The 17,183-nt window shown below is 66.7% G+C and carries 14 protein-coding genes; 2 read left to right on the top strand and 12 right to left on the bottom strand.

What is annotated here, in order from left to right; all coding sequences use genetic code 11:
• Positions 1 to 2: 2 nt before the first annotated feature.
• The 3 genes from HUV06_RS01005 to HUV06_RS00995 all read right to left on the bottom strand — a co-directional run bounded on the left by HUV06_RS01005 (position 3) and on the right by HUV06_RS00995 (position 4,674).
• Positions 3 to 1,496, bottom strand: a complete 1,494-nt coding sequence (locus HUV06_RS01005) for a Ppx/GppA phosphatase family protein (protein ID WP_254600808.1) — start codon at positions 1,494 to 1,496, stop codon at positions 3 to 5.
• A gap of 243 nt (positions 1,497 to 1,739) precedes the next feature.
• Positions 1,740 to 3,962: an RNA degradosome polyphosphate kinase gene (locus tag HUV06_RS01000; protein WP_174299406.1), complete on the bottom strand. Its 2,223-nt coding sequence runs from the start codon at positions 3,960 to 3,962 to the stop codon at positions 1,740 to 1,742.
• Between the two features lie 52 nt (positions 3,963 to 4,014).
• Positions 4,015 to 4,674 carry a chromosomal replication initiator DnaA gene (locus HUV06_RS00995; RefSeq protein WP_174299405.1) on the bottom strand — a complete coding sequence of 220 codons (660 nt, stop codon included), beginning with the start codon at positions 4,672 to 4,674 and terminating at the stop codon, positions 4,015 to 4,017.
• A gap of 169 nt (positions 4,675 to 4,843) precedes the next feature.
• Here HUV06_RS00995 and aspS point away from each other — a divergent pair, with 169 nt between their 5' ends.
• Positions 4,844 to 6,625, top strand: coding sequence for an aspartate--tRNA ligase (gene aspS / locus HUV06_RS00990; protein WP_174299436.1), 1,782 nt, complete (start codon positions 4,844 to 4,846; stop codon positions 6,623 to 6,625).
• Between the two features lie 173 nt (positions 6,626 to 6,798).
• Complete coding sequence (locus tag HUV06_RS00985; RefSeq protein WP_371810933.1) at positions 6,799 to 7,932, top strand: RelA/SpoT domain-containing protein; 1,134 nt, start codon at positions 6,799 to 6,801, stop codon at positions 7,930 to 7,932.
• A 67-nt stretch (positions 7,933 to 7,999) separates the two neighbouring features.
• On the opposite strand, the gene HUV06_RS00980 is transcribed toward HUV06_RS00985, so the two are convergent.
• From HUV06_RS00980 to HUV06_RS00940, 9 genes are all read right to left on the bottom strand, one after another.
• Complete coding sequence (locus HUV06_RS00980; RefSeq protein ID WP_174299403.1) at positions 8,000 to 9,199, bottom strand: family 1 glycosylhydrolase; 1,200 nt, start codon at positions 9,197 to 9,199, stop codon at positions 8,000 to 8,002.
• Entirely contained in the window at positions 9,196 to 9,894 is a 699-nt protein-coding gene (locus HUV06_RS00975) for an ABC transporter ATP-binding protein (protein ID WP_174299402.1), read from the bottom strand. The genes HUV06_RS00980 and HUV06_RS00975 overlap by 4 nt, the downstream gene beginning before the upstream one ends.
• On the bottom strand, positions 9,887 to 11,158 hold the full coding sequence (locus HUV06_RS00970) for a lipoprotein-releasing ABC transporter permease subunit (RefSeq protein WP_174299401.1): 1,272 nt from the start codon (positions 11,156 to 11,158) through the stop codon (positions 9,887 to 9,889). Before HUV06_RS00970 ends, HUV06_RS00975 begins: the two co-directional genes overlap by 8 nt.
• Before the next feature lie 154 nt (positions 11,159 to 11,312).
• Complete coding sequence (gene proS, locus HUV06_RS00965) at positions 11,313 to 12,632, bottom strand: proline--tRNA ligase (RefSeq protein WP_174299400.1); 1,320 nt, start codon at positions 12,630 to 12,632, stop codon at positions 11,313 to 11,315.
• 274 nt (positions 12,633 to 12,906) lie between these two features.
• On the bottom strand, positions 12,907 to 13,161 hold the full coding sequence (locus HUV06_RS00960) for a DUF1467 family protein (RefSeq protein ID WP_174299399.1): 255 nt from the start codon (positions 13,159 to 13,161) through the stop codon (positions 12,907 to 12,909).
• A 57-nt stretch (positions 13,162 to 13,218) separates the two neighbouring features.
• Positions 13,219 to 13,641 carry a methylmalonyl-CoA epimerase gene (gene mce, locus HUV06_RS00955; RefSeq protein ID WP_174299398.1) on the bottom strand — a complete coding sequence of 141 codons (423 nt, stop codon included), beginning with the start codon at positions 13,639 to 13,641 and terminating at the stop codon, positions 13,219 to 13,221.
• Between the two features lie 458 nt (positions 13,642 to 14,099).
• A complete protein-coding gene (locus tag HUV06_RS00950) occupies positions 14,100 to 15,779 on the bottom strand; it encodes a ribonuclease J (RefSeq protein WP_174299397.1) in 1,680 nt (559 codons plus the stop codon).
• Entirely contained in the window at positions 15,776 to 16,555 is a 780-nt protein-coding gene (locus HUV06_RS00945; protein ID WP_174299396.1) for a type III pantothenate kinase, read from the bottom strand. Before HUV06_RS00945 ends, HUV06_RS00950 begins: the two co-directional genes overlap by 4 nt.
• A gap of 25 nt (positions 16,556 to 16,580) precedes the next feature.
• The coding region (locus HUV06_RS00940; protein ID WP_174299395.1) for a biotin--[acetyl-CoA-carboxylase] ligase at positions 16,581 to 17,183 on the bottom strand (603 nt) is incomplete at its 5' end.

Below are 17,183 nucleotides of genomic sequence, written 5' to 3'. Positions count from 1 at the left end.
GCTCAGACCACCTCAATGCGGGGCTCGACCTGGAGCACGCCGGCTACGCTGGCCAGGCGCTTGCGGGTCTGTTCGCCCAGCGTCAGGTCCTGCGCGCCCTTCTCAACGCTGAGCAGCAGGCCGAGGCCATCCAGCGCCAAGCGGGACTGGGACAGCAGGCCCGCGCTGCGGCCCGACAGGTCGCAGCCGAGCCGGATGGCGGCGCCAAGCACGCGGGCCCGCCGAACCCGCTCAGGCGACAGCAACCGCTCCAGCCAGGGATGCGATGGCTGGGCCGCCGTGAAGCGCGAGAAGACGGCGGCGGCCAGATAGGCGCGCTCCGCATGGGTCTGGCCCGGCGTGGGCGCGCGCAGCACCTGGTCGAGGGCCAAATCGGCACGATGATCGGGGTGCAGGCGCGCCCCCATGTCGGCCAGCCGGCAGGCCGCCGCCAGCAGCACCGCGTCGCGTCCGGCCTCGAACAGCGGCGGCAAGCTCGCCCACATGGGCTCAAGCCAGGCGTGCAGCACCGGCCCCAGGTGCTCGGCCGCCCCCTGGCGCACGCCGATGGCGGCGCAACCCTCCACCAAGGGGTCGCGCCCGCGGATGTCGGCCGGAATGGCGTCCAGCAGCAGGCCCTCACGCAAGCCGAAGGCTGAAAAGGAGATGCGCGCAAAGCCCAGCGTGTCCACCATGGCCTCAAGGACGAGCGCGGCGTAGGGCAGCGTCTCCGCCCGCTTCCTGGTGACGCCCGGCATTCGCTCCAGCGAGGCGCGCGACTGCTGGGCCACGAAGCGGGCCGCCTCCAGCGCCTCGCGCCCGGTCATCTCGTACTGATGCACGATGCGCAGGGGATAGCGGGTGGCGTCCATGTGGATCAGCGCGATGTTGCGCCAGGCGCCGCCCACCGCATGCAGGCAGGCGGCGGAGTAGGCGGGAGCCGCTCCCGCCAAGCGCGTGCGGATGGTGCGGCTGAGCGCCGGTGCGTCGATCGGGCCGGGCGCTCCGAGCGCGAAAGGACCGAGCGGCAGGGTGGTCCCCGAGCCCGGTCGCCCATCGGTGATACGCACCAGCTCCAGGCTCGAGCCGCCGAGATCGCCCACCACGCCCTCCGCGGTCGGCTGGCCTGCGATGACGCCGAGCGCAGAACAGTGCGCCTCCTCCTCGCCGGAAAGCACGCGGATGACCAAGCCGGTCTCGGCGCGCACGCGATCCACGAAGACCCGGCCATCGCGCGCCTCACGCACCGCGGCGGTGGCGGCGCAGAACACCTGGGCCAGGCCTGCGCCATCCAGCACGGCGCGAAATCGTCGGAGCGCCGCCATGGCGGCGACCACGCCCTCTGGCGCTAGCCGCCCGGTCTCGGCGAGATCGCGGCCAAGGCCCGCCAGCACCTTCTCGTTATAGACCTGCCAGATCGCCCGGCCCTCCAGCCGGTAGAGCACCAGACGCACGGAGTTGGAGCCGACGTCGATCACGGCGACGTCGCGTGTGGCGCGCTCGTCGGACGAGATCACGCGCGGCGTCTCGCCTGCAGGGCCGTTTGTCTCCTCCCCTGCAGAGCGGGGGGAGCGGCGCGCGAAGCACCGTGACGGCGGGGGCGTTGCAGCTGCTGCACTCGCCAGCTTGTCGAGGCAGCGGCAGCGGCGGCGACGCCTTCCTCACCAGGCTGCGCGCGGCTCCCTACCCACGCTGCGCAGGTGGAGATGAGGACGTCTTCGCCGCTCGATCCAAAGCGGACATCCCAGCGGCGAAGCATCCTATCGCCGTGGTCCTACGTGGTCGAACGCCCGCGGCAGGATTTTTCCGTTCTTCCCGCGACCCGAGAGACTGGGGTTGGTCATGAAGTAGTCGTGGGCGGAAAAGGGCTTGCGCACGCCCGCGGTGTCGTAGCGCTTGTAGGCGCCATCGGAGCCCAGAAGCCAAGTCTGGGCCTCGTCGTTCAGGTTGGCGACCATGATCTGGTTCAGCACCTGCTGGTGGACGGTCGGGTTCTCCACGGGCACGAGCGTCTCGATCCGACGGTCCAGGTTCCTCGGCATCCAGTCCGCCGAGGAGATGAAGACCCGCGCCTCTGGGCTAGGCATGGGCCGGCCATTCGCGAAGCAGACGACGCGGCCGTGCTCCAGGAAGCGGCCGACTATGCTCTTGACGTGGATGTTCTCCGACAAGCCCGGCACACCGGGGCGCAGGCAGCAGATGCCGCGCACCACCAGGTCGATCCGCACCCCTTCCTGACTGGCGACGTAAAGCGCATCGATAATCTCGCGATCCACCAGCGAGTTCAGCTTGGCCCAGATCACCGCGGGCTTGCCGCACCTGGCGTTCTCGGCCTCGGCCGCGATCTGGGCCAACAGGGAGGCCTTCAGGCTGATGGGCGAGATGGCGAGCTTCTCCAGCCCCTCGGGGCGCGCATAGCCGGTAATGAAGTTGAAGATCTTGCTGGCGTCTCGCGCCATGGCGGGGTCACAGGTGAACAGCGACAGGTCGGTGTAAACACGCGCGGTGATCGGGTGGTAGTTGCCGGTGCCGAAGTGACAGTAGGTCTGCAGGGCCTCGCCTTCGCGCCGCACCACGATGCTGATCTTGGCGTGGGTCTTGTACTCGATGAAGCCGAAGACGACGTGGACGCCTGCGCGCTCCAGGTCGCGCGCCCACTTCAGGTTGTTGGCCTCGTCGAAGCGGGCCTTGATCTCCACCAGCGCGGTCACGTTCTTTCCGCGGTCGGCGGCGTCGATCAGGGCGGCGACGATGGGGCTGTCAGACGAGGTCCGGTAGAGCGTCTGCTTAATGGCCAGCACGTTGGGGTCGGCCGCGGCCTGGCGCAGGAACTGCACCACGGCATCGAAGCTCTCGTAGGGGTGGTGGACCAGGATGTCCTTTTCGGTGATGGCCGCAAAGCAGTCGCCGCCGTGCTCCAGGACGCGTTCGGGGAAGCGGGGCTCGTAGGGCGTGAACTTCAGGTCGGCGCGCCCGGCGGGGATGAGCTCGGACAGCTGGGAGAGGCCAAGCAGGCCCTCGGTCACCACCACCTCCTCCGGATGGCACTGGAGGTTGCGCAGGATCAGGTCCTGCAGCTCCTGCGGCATGGATGCCTCCAGCGCGATCCGCACCACCGAGCCCCGGCGGCGCTGGCGCAGCAGGGCCTCGAACTCGCGCACCAGGTCCTCGGCCTCCTCCTCCAACTCCACGTCGCTATCGCGGATGATCTGGAAGACGCCTTGGGCCTGGACCTCGCATTCCGGGAACAGGCGATCCAGGAACAGGGCCACCAGGGTCTCCAGCGGCACGAAACGGCGCTCCGCACGTGGGGACTTGCGCGCCTCGCCGTGCTTCAGCTGCCAGAAGCGGCGCACCTGGTTCGGCATGGGCACGAGCGCGAAAAAGGTCTTGCCGTCGCTGGCCCGCTTCAGCTTCAAGGCGAGGGCGAAGGCAAGGTTCGGCAGGAAGGGGAAGGGGTGCGCCGGATCGATGGCCAGCGGCGTGAGCACAGGGAAGAGCTGGGTGGAAAAGACCGGCTCCAGCCCCTCCCGGTCAGCCGGCGTAATCCCGCCCAGCTCCACCACGTGCAGCCGCTCGCGGGCGAGTTCGCCCCGGAGCGTGCGCCAGATGCGGCTCTGGGCGCTCATCAGCTCGGTGGCGGCGGCGCTGACGCGGGTGAGCTGTTCGGAGGGGGTCAGCCCATCCTGGCTCACCACCCGCACGCCCTCGCGCACCTGACCCTTAAGGCCCGCGATGCGCACCATGTAGAACTCGTCCAGGTTGCTGGCCGAGATGGAGAGGAACCGCAGTCGCTCCAACAGCGGATGGCGCTTGGTCTCGCTCTCCTCCAGCACCCGCTCGTTGAAGCGCAGCCAAGAGAGTTCGCGGTTGAAGAAGCGCTCTGTAGAATTCAGCAGGGCGACGTCGAGCCGCGGCTCAGCCGACTTCGGCGCCGGCGGCGCAGGCGCCGCCTCGGGCTCCAGGTGGACGATCTCGCTCATATCCAAAGCATTTATGCCGCTTGACGCGACCCTTTCATGAACTGAAGCCGCCTCATGGGACGGCCTCGACCTGTTCCTCGCCGAGCATCAGGCGCGCCAGGCTGCGGGAGACCCGGCGGCCGGTGGCGTCGGCCGCCTCGTCCAGGCGCGCGACAACCGACTGGGCGCTCTGGGCCGAGCGCTCGATGCGCCGGACGAGGTAGGCGAGAAGCTCCGCGCTCGGGCGGATGTTCCGCTCGAAGAAGAACTTGTCGAGCATGGCGCCCAACACCGTGTCGTCCGGCTCCTCGATCCGTGCGGTCGGCAGGGCGTTCAGGCGCGAGCGGAGGTCGGGCAGGCGCACGGGCCAAAGGCTCGGAGCGACGCGGGAGGTGAGCAGCAGGCCGCCGCCCGGGCGCGCCGAGACGTTCAGGAGGTGGAACAGGGTCTCGTCGGGCAGGCGGCCCTCGGCGTCCTCGACCAGAACCGGGCCCTCGCCCACCATGTCCACGCCGTCCACCGGAAAGGCCGCCGCGCCTACGCGCTCAGCCCAGATCGCTGCGAGGTGGGTCTTGCCCGAGCCAAGAGGTCCGACCAGTGTCAAAGCTCCACCTCGCCAGTCCGGCCAGCTGTCCAGCGTCTGCACGGCCAAAGCGTTGGAGTCGGAAACGACGAAGGCGGCCCGCGCATGGTCGGGCGCGCGCTCCAAGCTCAGGCGCAGCTGAGCCGACACGCAGGGGCTCCGGTTTCGCACATGCAGCGAGCCTAGCAGAGGGCCGCGGAGGCGTCACCCGCGATGGGGGCAAGCTTGACATGGTGGAGGCCCCATGGCCCTTCCCCGCCTTCGTATCCTGATCCGCCCTCGGTCGCGCCATAGCCCCGGGGCCGCCGAAAGCCCCGCCATGCACGCCTATCGTACCGACACCTGCGGTGCGCTCCGCGCCTCCGACGTGGGGCGCGCCGTGCGCCTGTCCGGCTGGGTGCACAGGAAGCGCGACCACGGCGGGCTGATGTTCATCGACCTGCGCGACCATTACGGTGTCACCCAGCTGGTGCTGTCGCCCACGACGCCCGGTTTTGCCGCCGCCGAACGCACGCGGGCGGAGAGTGTGATCCGGGTCGACGGCGAGGTGGTGGCGCGCACGCCCGAGACGGTGAACCCCAGCTTGCCGACCGGCGAGATCGAGATTCGCGTCACCGCCTTGGAGGTGCTCTCCGAGGCCGCCGAGCTGCCGGTGCCGGTGTTCGGCGAGCCGGACTACCCCGAGGAGCTGCGGCTGAAGTACCGCTACCTCGACCTGCGCCGCGAAACGCTACATCGAAGCATCGTGCTGCGCTCCCAGGTGATCGCGAGCCTGCGCCGCCGCATGATCGAGCAGGGCTTCACCGAGTTCCAGACGCCCATCCTCACCGCCTCCTCGCCCGAAGGCGCGCGCGACTACCTGGTGCCGTCACGGCTCTATCCGGGCCAGTTCTACGCCCTGCCCCAGGCGCCCCAGCAGTTCAAGCAGCTGCTGATGGTCTCGGGCTTCGACCGCTACTTCCAGATCGCACCCTGCTTCCGGGACGAGGCGGCCCGGGCCGACCGTTCGCCCGGCGAGTTCTACCAGCTCGACATGGAGATGAGCTTCGTCACCCAGCAGGACGTGTTCGACGTGATCGAGCCGGTGATGCGCGGCGTGTTCGAGGAATTCGGCCAAGGCAAGCGCGCCACCGTCGGCCCCTTCCCGCACATCCCCTTCCGCGAGGCGGTGCGCAAGTACGGCTCCGACAAGCCGGACCTGCGCAACCCCATCGAGATGGCCGAGGTGTCGGAGCATTTTCGCGGCGGCGGCTTCGGCGTCTTCGCCCGCATCCTGGAGAACGCGAAGGCGGAGATCTGGGCCATCCCGGCCCCCGGCGGCGGATCGCGCGCCTTCTGCGACCGCATGAACGACTGGGCCAAGGGCGAGGACCAGCCGGGCCTGGCCTACATCTTCTGGCGTGAAGGCGAGGACGCCGGCGCAGGGCCCGTGGCCAAGAACCTCGGCCCCGAGCGCACCGAGGCGCTGCGCGCCCAGCTGGACCTCAGAGCCGGCGACGCGGTGTTCTTCGCCGCGGGCGAGCCGGACGCCTTCTACCGGTTCGCAGGCCTGGCGCGCACCAAGGTCGGCACCGATCTCGGTCTTGTGGACGAGGACCAGTTCAAGTTCTGCTGGATCGTCGACTTCCCCATGTACGAGTGGAACGAAGACGACAAGAAAATCGACTTCTCCCACAACCCCTTCTCCATGCCGCAGGGCGAGATGTCGGCGCTGGATTCCCAGGACCCGCTCGACATCCTGGCCTATCAGTACGACATCGTCTGCAACGGGGTGGAGCTGTCTTCCGGTGCGATCCGGAACCACAAGCCCGAGATCATGCTCAAGGCCTTCGAGGTCGCCGGCTATCCTGCGAGCGAAGTCGAGGCTCGCTTCGGCGGCATGCTGAACGCCTTCCGCTACGGCGCGCCCCCCCACGGCGGCATCGCGCCGGGCGTGGACCGCATCGTCATGCTGCTGGCCGGAGCCGCCAGCATCCGCGAAGTCATCGCCTTCCCCCTGAACCAGCAGGCCCAGGACCTGATGATGCAAGCCCCCGCCCCCGTCAGCGACGCCCAGCTGAAGGAACTGCACATCCATGTCGCCGCGCCGATCAAGGGCTGAGCGGCGGCGAGCGGCCTTTTTGTTCTAGCAATCCGTAAGCCAGGATGGCGCTAACTTGACAAAGTTAAGGATCGCACGCCGACCTCCAATTTTGGCCGGTCCAGACCCAACTATCCACGCCACACCAGCTGGCAGCTGCCGCTATGGTCTGCCCCGGATTGGGCGACATCTAGATGGCATACCCAAGCGTTGACTGGAGTGATAACATCAGTTCCATTAGGCCGCGATTGGCTAGTGGCAATGACGTTATGGCGAACTGGACCACCCCTCCCACTGACATAAAAGCAGTTAATGTTGCTGCCCGCTCATTGCGGACGTCTCCATTGCCGCTTCCTGCCGGCCCAGACTACGACCTCGTTAACAGGTGGCGTTCAGCACACAGCTTTCCGCTGAACGCTATGCAGATCGACCTCAGACGGAAGGTTCGTCACGTAGAGGCTGAGGTGACAGTAGCTCAAAGGATCAAGAGAATTGAGTCTATACACCGCAAGCTGGTATACAAGGACACAATGCGACTTGTGCAGATGCAGGATATTGGAGGATGTAGAGCAGTTCTCTCCTCTATTAACTCTCTGCAAAATATGCGCGATCGATATGATAAAAGCATATTTGCGCACACGCTCCACAAAGTGAATGACTATATGAACGAACCTAAGCCGGATGGATATAGATCATTGCGCTTAGTTTATAGCTTTAAGGGTAAAGATAAAACTGCTTGCTACGATGGGCTTAGGATTGAGGTGCAGCTTCGAACGGAACTACAACACGCCTGGGCAACAGCGGTAGAGACCGTCGATCTTTTTACAAAACAAGCGATAAAGTCTAACCGTGGAGAAAGGGATTGGAGACGATTTTTTGCGCTGATGAGTGCAGCAATTGCGTCGATCGAAGGTTGTGTCACAGTCGAAGGTACACCGCAAAATAGAGATGAACCGGTGAGTGAAATACGAGAGCTATCAGACCTCTTAAGGGTAAAGAATACTCTGGGTGCGTATAAAGCTACTCTAGAGGGCGTTCGTGACATGCGCGAGTACAAGTTTTTTGTGCTTAGACTCGACATTAAAAATCAAAACGTCAGATTGCAATCATTCGGACCTAAGCAGTCTAGAACTGCTAATCTGTGGCGTGACCGGATCGAGTCAGAATTAGTAGAAGAAGACGATGTTCAAGTCGTTCTGCTCTCAGTTGACTCTCTTTCTGCCCTGTACCGTGCCTATCCAAATTATTTTGCAGACACCTCAAGGTTTGTCTCCTTGCTGGACCAGGCAGTCAAGGGCGACTTTCCTCGTCCGATCTGCCCGGCTTAGAAAGCTCAAAAAACCGCCCCCATCCTGGGTTGGAGCTGGCAGTCACCACATCCTGCAGGGCGCGCGGTCACCCCGTCGCCATCTTCAGCACGCCCGTCTGCACCGGCGTTAGCTCTCGCCACCCCGCCACCAGTTCCTTGTAGGCCTGCCCCGCCGGCCTGATCTTCCGGTTCAGGTCGAACAACCCCAGGGCGTTCACCACGCCCCTCGCCTCGCGCAGCATGATGCCCCAGTCCACCTGGTCGGTGATCGAGTACCAGGTGAAGCCCAGGATCGGCACGCCCGCCTCGCGCACGCGGAGCACGTTGGCGAATTCCTTGCGGAGCCAGCGGACCGCCGCGCCGTCGCCGGCCTCGGCGAAGTTGGTCTCGGTGTGCATGACCGGAAGCCGGTAGCGGTCGAAGTACTGGCGAGTGATCTCGCTGTAGCCCAGCACGTCCGGCGCACTCTCCAGGCTCCCGTCCGGCAGCACCCACTGCTCGGAGACGGGGTAGTAGTCGTTGCCGACGATGCAGCGGGACTTGGTCGTATTGTGTTGGAAGAAGTCGTACTCCTCCCACGTCATGCCGTTGTCGAGCAGGTACTGGTACATGCCCGCATCCACCTGGTGGCCATAGTTCAGGTCCAGCGACAGGAAGCGGTGGCGGTTGTGGAAGTCCTGGCGCTCGATCGCCGACGGCAGCACCGCGTGGTAGTGCTCCGAGGACTCGCTCTGCACGAAGATGGCGTCGGGGCGCGCCTCCAGGATCGCGCGCATGGCCAAGACGTTGGCGCGCACCATGTGCTTCAGCGCGGTGACGAAGCTGCGGTCGCCGGTCAGTTGCTCGTTCCACCAGCCGGTGAGGGCCGAGAACTTGGCGCAGATGTACATCTCGTTCACCGGCGTGAAGAGCTGCACCCAGGGGTAGCGCTGCGCGAACGCCCGCGCATAGCCCTCGAACAGACGCGGGAAGTCCGGGTTCTGGAAGTCGCCGATCCAGTCCGGCACGCCGAAGTGGCACAGATCGGCGATGGGGGTGATCCCGCGCCGCCTCAGCTCGCCGAAGGTCTCGTCGGCGAAGCTCCAGTCGTAGCGGCCCTCGCCCTGGAAGGTGGAGAACAGCTGCGGGCCGTAGCGGAGGTACTGCAGGCCGAGCTCCTGCACGCAGTCGAAGTCCTCGCGCCAGCGGGCGTAGTGACCGCAGGCCTCAAGCTCATCCAGCCGCTTGCCGCTGGCGACCACCGGCGCGCTGTTCTCCACGCCCGTGGCGAACATGAAGCCGGTCATGCGCGGCGCTGCTCCACCAGCCGTCCGTCCTCCAGCGCGAACACCCGGTCCATGAAGTCGGCCAGATGCAGGTTGTGGGTGGCGATCAGACACGCCACGCCGCGCAGCCGCGCCAGGTCGAACAGGCTCTGGAACACCGCGCCCGAGGTGGTCGGGTCCAGGTTCCCGGTGGGCTCATCGGCCAGGAGCAGGCGCGGCTGGTTGGCGAGCGCGCGGGCGATGGCCACCCGCTGCTGCTCGCCGCCGGAGAGCTGGGCCGGCTGGTGGTCCAGCCGGTCGCCGAGGCCTAGCTGGGTCAGGAGCTCCCGCGCCCGCTCCCGGGCGGCGGGGCGGCGCGCGCCGTTGATCATCTGAGGGAGCGCGATGTTGTCGAGCGCGGTGAACTCCGCCAGCAGGTGGTGGAACTGGTAGACGAAGCCGATCGCGCCCAGCCGCAGGCGCGAGCGCGCCCGGTCGTTCAAATGAGTGCAGTCCACACCGGTGACGGCGACCTGGCCGGCGGTGGGGTGCTCCAGCAGGCCCGCGGCGTGCAGCAGGCTCGACTTGCCCGAGCCGGACGGCCCGATCAGGCCGACGATCTCACCGGCGTGCACATCGATGTCCACGCCCTTCAGCACCGTCAGGTCGCGCCCGGCGCCGGTGGTGTAGGTGCGGGTGACGCCGCGAAGCGAGAGGACCGGCGGCGTCTCACTCATACCGCAGCGCCTCCACCGGATCGAGGCGCGAGGCGCGCCAGGCCGGCGGCAGGGTGGCGATGAAGCTCATCAGCAGCGACCAGAAGATCACCAGCGCCACCTCGCTCCAGTCGATCCGGGCAGGTATGCGGGAGAGGAAATAAGTGTCGGCGCTGAACAGCGAACGGTGGGTGATCGCCTCCACCAGCGACTGGATCGGGTCGATGAAGATGCAGAACAGCGAGCCCAGCACCAGGCCCACCACCGTGGCCGAGGTGCCGATCAGCACCCCGCACAGGAAGAAGACCCGCAGGATCGAGCCCTGGCTGGCGCCCATGGTGCGAAGGATGGCGATGTCGCGCCCCTTGTTCTTCACCAGCATGACCAGGCCTGAGATGATGTTCATCACCGCGATCGCCACGATCAGCATCAGGATCAGCCGCATCACCGCGCGCTCGACCTCAAGCGCGTTGAAGTAGCTCTTGTTGCGGTCTCGCCAGTCGGTGACGATGGCCGCAGGGCCGGCGGCCTGCTCGATCTGGGGCCGGATGCGCTCGATATGGTCGGGGTTGTCGATGTTCACCTCGATGGTGTCCACCGTATCGCCGCGCCCGAAGAACAGCTGGGCCTGAGGCAGCGGCATGTAGATGAAGCTCTGGTCGTACTCGCTCATGCCTACGGTGAAGAGGCCATCGACGGTGTAGACCTTGCGGTTGGGGGCGGAGCCGAAGGCGGTGTCGGCGCCGTTCGGCGAGATCAGCGTCAGGCTGTCGCCCGGCTTGACCCCTATCTGCTCCCCGAGGCGCGAGCCGGCCAGAATCAGGTCGCCGCCGTAGTCACCGTCGCCGAAGCCGTTGAGCGAGCCGGTCTTCACATTGCCCGACACGATGGTGGTGGCCTTCAGGTCCGGCGCGGTGATGCCCCGCACGATGGCGCCGGAGACCTGGTCGGGCCCCTGCACCAGAGCCTGGGCCTCCACCACCGGCAGCACCTGGGTGACGCCGGGGATGGCGCGCAGGCGTTGCAGCAGAGCCGGCCGGCCGGGGCCGTTGATGGCCGGGCCCGTGACAAAGGCGTCGCCGTTGAAGCCCAGCATCCGGCCGACCAGCTCGGTGCGGAAGCCGTTCATCACGCTCATGACGATGATGAGCGTGGCCACCGCCAGCAATATTCCGACGAAGGAGATGATGGAGACCAGCGCCACCCCGCCCTCCTTGCGCTTGGCCCGGAGGTATCGGTAGGCGAGCGTGCGTTCCCACAGGCCGAAGGGCGGGGCGTCGGTCATGAGGGTGGGCGTCCTGCGTCAGCCTCGTCCTTCGACGGGCTCAGGATGAGGCTGATGGCGGGCGTGTCCGCGAAGCCGCCATTCGAGTATCCCGCGTCACCAGCCTTTCGCCTCATCCTGAGCTTGTCGAAGGACGAGGCGAACGCACCCCGCCTCACGCCCCCAACGCCTTCAGCGCCTCCGCCAACGGCAGGCTCTGCTTCTCGCCCGTCGCCCGGCGCTTCAGCTCCACCACCCCGTCCTTCAGCCCCTTGGGACCAATGACCAGCTGCCAGGGCAGGCCGATCAGGTCCATGGTGGCGAACTTGGCGCCGGGACGCTCGTCGCTGTCGTCCAGCAGAGGCTCCTTGCCGGCGGCGGAGAGGGCGGCGTAGGCCTGCTCGCAGGCGGCGTTCACCTCCGGATCAGACGCGCGCAGGTTGACGACCGCGACGCCGAAGGGCGCCACCGCATCGGGCCAGATGATCCCGGCCTCGTCATGGCTGGCCTCTATGATGGCGCCGAGCAGCCGCGAGACGCCCACGCCGTAGGAGCCCATCTGCACCGGCGTCTCGCCACCGTCCGGTGTCGCCACCACCGCCCGCATGGGCTTGGAATACTTGTCGCCGAAGAAGAAGACTTGGCCGACTTCGATGCCCCGGGTGGCGATGCGGCGGTCCTGCGGCGTCTCGGCCTCGAAGCGGGCGGCGTCATGGACGTCCTCGGTGGCGGCGTAGGGGGCGGTCCACTGGTCCAGGATCGGCGTCAGGTCGCCGGCATAGTCCACGTCCGCCGGCGGGATCGGCAGGTCGAGCACCGCCTGGTCGCAATAGACCGCGCTCTCGCCGGTCTCGGCCAGGACGATGAACTCGTGGCTGAGGTCGCCGCCGATCGGCCCCGTCTCCGCCCGCATGGGGATGGCCTTCAGCCCCATGCGGCCGAAGGTGCGCAGATAGGCCACGAACATGCGGTTGTAGCTGCGCCGGCCCGCCTCTTCGTCCACGTCGAAGGAATAGGCGTCCTTCATTAGGAACTCGCGCCCGCGCATCACGCCGAAGCGGGGCCGCTGCTCGTCGCGGAACTTCCACTGCACGTGGTAGAGGTTCTTCGGCAGGTCCTTGTAGGACTTTACCGAGGCGCGGAAGATCTCGGTGATCATCTCCTCGTTGGTTGGGCCGTAGAGCAGTTCCCGCTCGTGCCGATCGGTGATGCGCAGCATCTCCTGGCCGTAGTCGTCATAGCGCCCGCTTTCCCGCCACAGGTCGGCGAGCTGCAGCGTCGGCATGAGCAGCTCGATGGCGCCGGCCCGGTCCATCTCCTCGCGCACGATCTGCTCGATCTTGCGCAGCACCCGCAGGCCCAGCGGCAGCCAGGCGTAGATGCCCGCGGCCTCCTGGCGGATCATGCCGGCGCGCAGCATCAGGCGGTGGGAGACGATCTGGGCTTCGGAGGGTGTCTCCCTCAGCACGGGCAGGAAGTAGCGCGACAGGCGCATGGGTGACCTTGGGAGGCTCTGAGTCGAGGAGCCGACTTCTAGCCGCCATGCCTTGCGCATCAAAGGGAAAGCTGGTGGCGAAAAAAGAGCCGCGCGGATGATCGCGCGGCTCTGAAGTCGATCGGGCCACTCGAACGACAACCATCACAGCTGTCGAGAGGATGATCACTCCGCCAGGGTCGATTGTCGCGAGTAGCATGTACGCCGCCAACGGAAATCGTCCGGGCGCCTCGTTTTGAGGCTCGAGTAGGCGAGGCGCCGCCCAGGGCGGCGCCTACTGCGGCAGTTGCGGGATCGGGATCAGGCCGTACTGCATCACCACCCAGATCAGGGCGGTGATGATGGCGGCGACCCAGGTGGTGGTGAACGCCTTCTTCTTCAGGTTGGGGTTGACCGGCGCGCCGGGATCGCCGCCGTCGGAGACGTGAGTGCCGGCTTCCGAATGGCTGCGCGAGCCGAGCGGCAGGATGGCGAACAGCGCCGTCCACCACACCACGAAGTACACCGAGATCGTCCAGATCGGTCCCATGGCGTTCTTACGCGCTCTCCAGCGCCGAGGATCAAGCCGTGATGACGCCCGGGGGACTCAATGGCCGGCGGCGGGTTCCTGCATCAGTTCCACCAGCACGCCGCCCGTGTCCTTGGGATGCAGGAAGATCACCGGCACGCCATGGGCTCCCGTTCGGGGCCCTCCGGTCCCAAGCACTGCTGCACCCTTGGCCCGCATCTCGTCGCGGGCGGCCAGGATGTCGGGCACCTCGAAGCAGACGTGGTGCTGACCGCCCTTGGGGTTCTTGGAGAGGAACGCGTGGATGGGGGAGGCCTCGCCGTAGGGCTCGATCAGCTCGATCTGGGCGTTGGGCAGGTTGACGAAGCTGACCCACACGCCTTGCTCCGGGAGGGCGGTGCGCGGTGTGATGTCGGCGGCGCCGAACAGGTCGCGGTAGAGGGCCTGGGACTCCGCGATGGAGGGCGTGGCGACGCCCACGTGGTTCAGCTTGCCAACCATAGATATACTCCTATCTCCACTTCAGCCATCGACCTTAAATTGGTGTAGCTCGGCGGGTGACCCAAGCCTTTCGGGCCGCAGCACGCCGTTTCCGTGTAGCCGCCGCCTTCGGCCCAGCATCCTTCATCCTAGGAGCATGGTCAGGAAGTCCCTTGGTAACTTGCCAATGCGCTATCATGAGTTTGATTGCTTCTATGGGGTATAGGCCGGAGTCGAACATCACGTGATGGGTATGACAGAGATAGGCCAAATTGTCTGGATCATTGTTCCCCGCAGCATGATCGAGGTGAGCGACAGCAAGGGCAATCTGCAATCCACACACTACACAGCACTTGTAGGGGTAAGCTACTTCTGCCTGTCGATAAGCTAAATTAGAGTTTCGCTTAAAGGAGCTTCCTGGCTCTACCTCGGTCATCCGACACCTCAAAGTGCGGCAGAGAGTTTCGTCTTACTGCAGCCTACAGCCGCGTGACCAGCGTCTCCACCACCGGCCGCCGCGACCAAATCCGCTGCGACGCCCGCTTCAGCGCCCGGCCCACGGCCTTCCGCACCGCCACATCGTCACCGCGGTCATCGACGCTCAGGTCCTCCACCGCGTCCTCCGCATCTTCGGCCAAGTCGTCCAGCAGGTCGGCCATCGAGTCGCCGATGTCGGCTGGCAGGCCGATGGCGCGGACCTCCGCGTCGGCGGCGAGCTTGTTCTTCTTGTCGAGCGTCACCGCAACCATCAGCACGCCGTTGGCGGCGGCGTGGCGACGCTCGCGCAAGGGCTCGCTGTTCTCCGGCGTCAGCACGTTGCCGTCCAGGAACAGACGCCCCGACGGCACCTCCTCGATGATCATGGGCCGCCCGGGCGCCAGCCGGATCACCTCGCCGTTGCGGGGCGCGATGGCGTCGGGCACGCCGTGCTCGCGGGCGAAGGCCAGGTGCTCGATCAGGTGGCGGCGCTCGCCGTGGGTCGGCACCGCAATCTGGGGCCGCGCCCAACGGTACATCTGGGAGAGCTCGTCGCGGCAGGGGTGGCCGGAGACGTGGATGCCCGGGTGGTCGCGGTCGGTGTAGATGCGCACGCCCCGGTCCGACAGGCCGTTCTGCAGGTTGCGGATCGGGATGTCGTTGCCCGGGATCACGCGGGAGGAGAAGACCACGCTGTCGCCGGCGCCGAGCTTCAGGTGCGGATGGGTGCCGCTGGCGATACGCGACAGGGCCGCGCGCTCCTCCCCCTGGCTACCGGTGCACAGGAACAGGATGTGGTCGTTGGGGAAATGCTTGGCCTCGGTGTCGGGCACGAAGGGCTGGACATTCTCCAGCATGCCCACCGAGTGGGCCGCCGCGGTCATGCGGTGCATGGAGCGGCCGAGCAGGCAGACGCGCCGCCCGCTCGCCTCCGCCGCCCGGATCACACTGTCCATCCGCGCCACGTTGGAGGCGAAGCAACCCACCGCCACCTTGCCCTTGAGCGAACGGATCAGGGCTGTGAGCGCGACCCGCACGTCCGCTTCGGAGCCGGCCACGCCCTCCTGGAACACGTTGGTGCTGTCGCAGACCATGGCCAGCACGCCCGCGTCGCCGATGCGCTGCAGCTTGGCGATGTCGGTAGGGGCGCCCAGGACCGGGTCGGCGTCGAGCTTCCAGTCGCCGGTATGCAGGATGGTGCCCAACGGCGTGGTGATCGCCATGCCGTTCGGCTCGGGGATCGAGTGGGTCAGGCTGATGAAGTCGATGCCGAAGGGGCCGATCTGCACCTTGCCCGACAGCGGAACTTCGGTGATCGAGACCTTGTCCAGCAGGCCCTTCTCACGCAGCTTCTCGCGCACCAGGAAGGCGGTGAACGGCGTGGCGTAGACCGGCGCCTTGATGCGCGGCCACAGCCAGCCGAGGCCGCCGATGTGGTCCTCGTGCGCGTGGGTCAGCACGATGGCCAGGATGTCCTTGCGGATCGTCTCCAGATAGGCCGGGTCGGGGGTGATGATCTCCACTCCCGGCGTGGTCTGGTCGCCGAAGGTGATGCCGAGGTCGACGATGATCCACTTGCGAGCCCTGGGCGGTCCGAACCCGTAGAGGTTCAGGTTCATCCCGATTTCGTTGGAGCCGCCGAGCGGCAGGAAGACGAGGTCTTCGTTGGTCGAGGTGTTCATCTAGTCCTTAATTTGCCATTGCGGCGTACGATTTCCAGCAGGCCCTTGAGGGTCAATTCGGGATCGAAGGCGTCGATCCTGGTCGTTGCGCCTTCGAAGAGGGAGGCTACGCCGCCGGTGGCGATCGCTTGCATCGGTGCGCCGTATTCGGCGCGGATGCGGTCGATCAGGCCCTCGATGAGGGCGACGTAGCCCCAGAATACACCGGACTGCATCGCTTCGACAGTCCCCCGGCCGATCACGTGTGCGGGGCGGGCGATGGCGATGCGCGGCAGACGCGCGGCGGCGCTGTGCAGGGCCTGCATGGAGAGGTTGATGCCCGGCGCGATCAGGCCGCCTTCGAAGCCGCCGTCGGCGCCCACCACGTCGAAGGTGGTGGCCGTGCCGCTGTCGATCAGGATCAGCGGGCCGCCGTACTTCAGGAAACCGCCGATGGCGTTGACCAGCCGGTCGGCGCCGGCCTCGGACGGCTTGTCGATGCGGATGTCGATGCCGAGCTCGACGTTCTCCCCCACCACCATCGGCTCCACCTTGAGGTAGCGGCGGGCGAGGTTGCGGAGATTGAACACCGATTGGGGTACGACGCTGGAGATGATGCAGTCGTCGATGGCCCCCAGGGTCATCTGCTGCATGGAAAGCAGCTGGTGCAGCCACACGGCGTACTCGTCGGCGGTGCGGGCGGGGTCGGTGGCGGTGCGCCACTGGGCGATCCACCGCGCCCCGTCGTGGAGCGCAAAGGTGGTGTTGGTGTTGCCCTGCTCGACGGCTAGCAGCATGGGCGGCCTTCGGGGTGGAAGGCCGTCATCTCGCCTCGCCATGGAAGAAGACATCACCGGCGGTAATGCGGCGCACACCGCCATCGACCAGTCTCAGCCTCAGCGCGCCATCCGCCTCCAACGCCTCCGTGACGCCCTCCAACGTCTCGTGGTCCAGCCGTACCTGGCAGGCCCGCCCGACATCGACGCGGGCGGTCCAGGCGGTGCGGATTGGCTCGAAGCCGTAGGTCTCCCAGGTGGCGAGCCTGATGTCGAAAGCGTGGGCCAGCGCCTCCAGCGCAGCGGCGGGCGACAACGGCGCGGCCACGTCGGCGCGCAGGTGGTCGGCCAGGGTGGTGGCGGCCCGGTCGGCTGCCACCGGCGCGCTCTGCAGGTTCACACCGACGCCGACCGCCAGCCACAAGCGGCCGTCAGACCTCATGCCGGATTCGATCAGCACCCCGGAGACCTTGCGCCCGGCCACCAGCACGTCGTTCGGCCACTTCAGCCGCACCAGGGCGTCTGGGACTTGGGTTAAGGCCAAGTCCGCCACCGCGAGCGCCGCCACGAAGGCGATCTCGGCGGCCTCGGCGGGGGGCTTGATGGTCGTGATGAGCAGGGTGGCGGCGAGGTTGCCGGCGCCGGTCTC

The sequence above is a fragment of the Caulobacter sp. S45 genome, assembly GCF_903642205.1.
Lineage (GTDB): Bacteria > Pseudomonadota > Alphaproteobacteria > Caulobacterales > Caulobacteraceae > CAHJWH01.
This window is presented reverse-complemented; position numbering and strand designations above follow the sequence as displayed.

Coding starts and splice junctions, on each gene's coding strand:
- mce (WP_174299398.1), bottom strand. CDS start 13,641: ATGGTTGGCAAGCTGAACCACGTGGGCGTCGCCACGCCCTCCATCGCG.
- HUV06_RS00975 (WP_174299402.1), bottom strand. CDS start 9,894: ATGAGTGAGACGCCGCCGGTCCTCTCGCTTCGCGGCGTCACCCGCACC.
- HUV06_RS00985 (WP_371810933.1), top strand. CDS start 6,799: ATGGCATACCCAAGCGTTGACTGGAGTGATAACATCAGTTCCATTAGG.
- HUV06_RS00945 (WP_174299396.1), bottom strand. CDS start 16,555: ATGCTGCTAGCCGTCGAGCAGGGCAACACCAACACCACCTTTGCGCTC.
- proS (WP_174299400.1), bottom strand. CDS start 12,632: ATGCGCCTGTCGCGCTACTTCCTGCCCGTGCTGAGGGAGACACCCTCC.
- HUV06_RS00970 (WP_174299401.1), bottom strand. CDS start 11,158: ATGACCGACGCCCCGCCCTTCGGCCTGTGGGAACGCACGCTCGCCTAC.
- HUV06_RS00960 (WP_174299399.1), bottom strand. CDS start 13,161: ATGGGACCGATCTGGACGATCTCGGTGTACTTCGTGGTGTGGTGGACG.
- HUV06_RS00980 (WP_174299403.1), bottom strand. CDS start 9,199: ATGACCGGCTTCATGTTCGCCACGGGCGTGGAGAACAGCGCGCCGGTG.
- aspS (WP_174299436.1), top strand. CDS start 4,844: ATGCACGCCTATCGTACCGACACCTGCGGTGCGCTCCGCGCCTCCGAC.
- HUV06_RS01000 (WP_174299406.1), bottom strand. CDS start 3,962: ATGAGCGAGATCGTCCACCTGGAGCCCGAGGCGGCGCCTGCGCCGCCG.
- HUV06_RS00950 (WP_174299397.1), bottom strand. CDS start 15,779: ATGAACACCTCGACCAACGAAGACCTCGTCTTCCTGCCGCTCGGCGGC.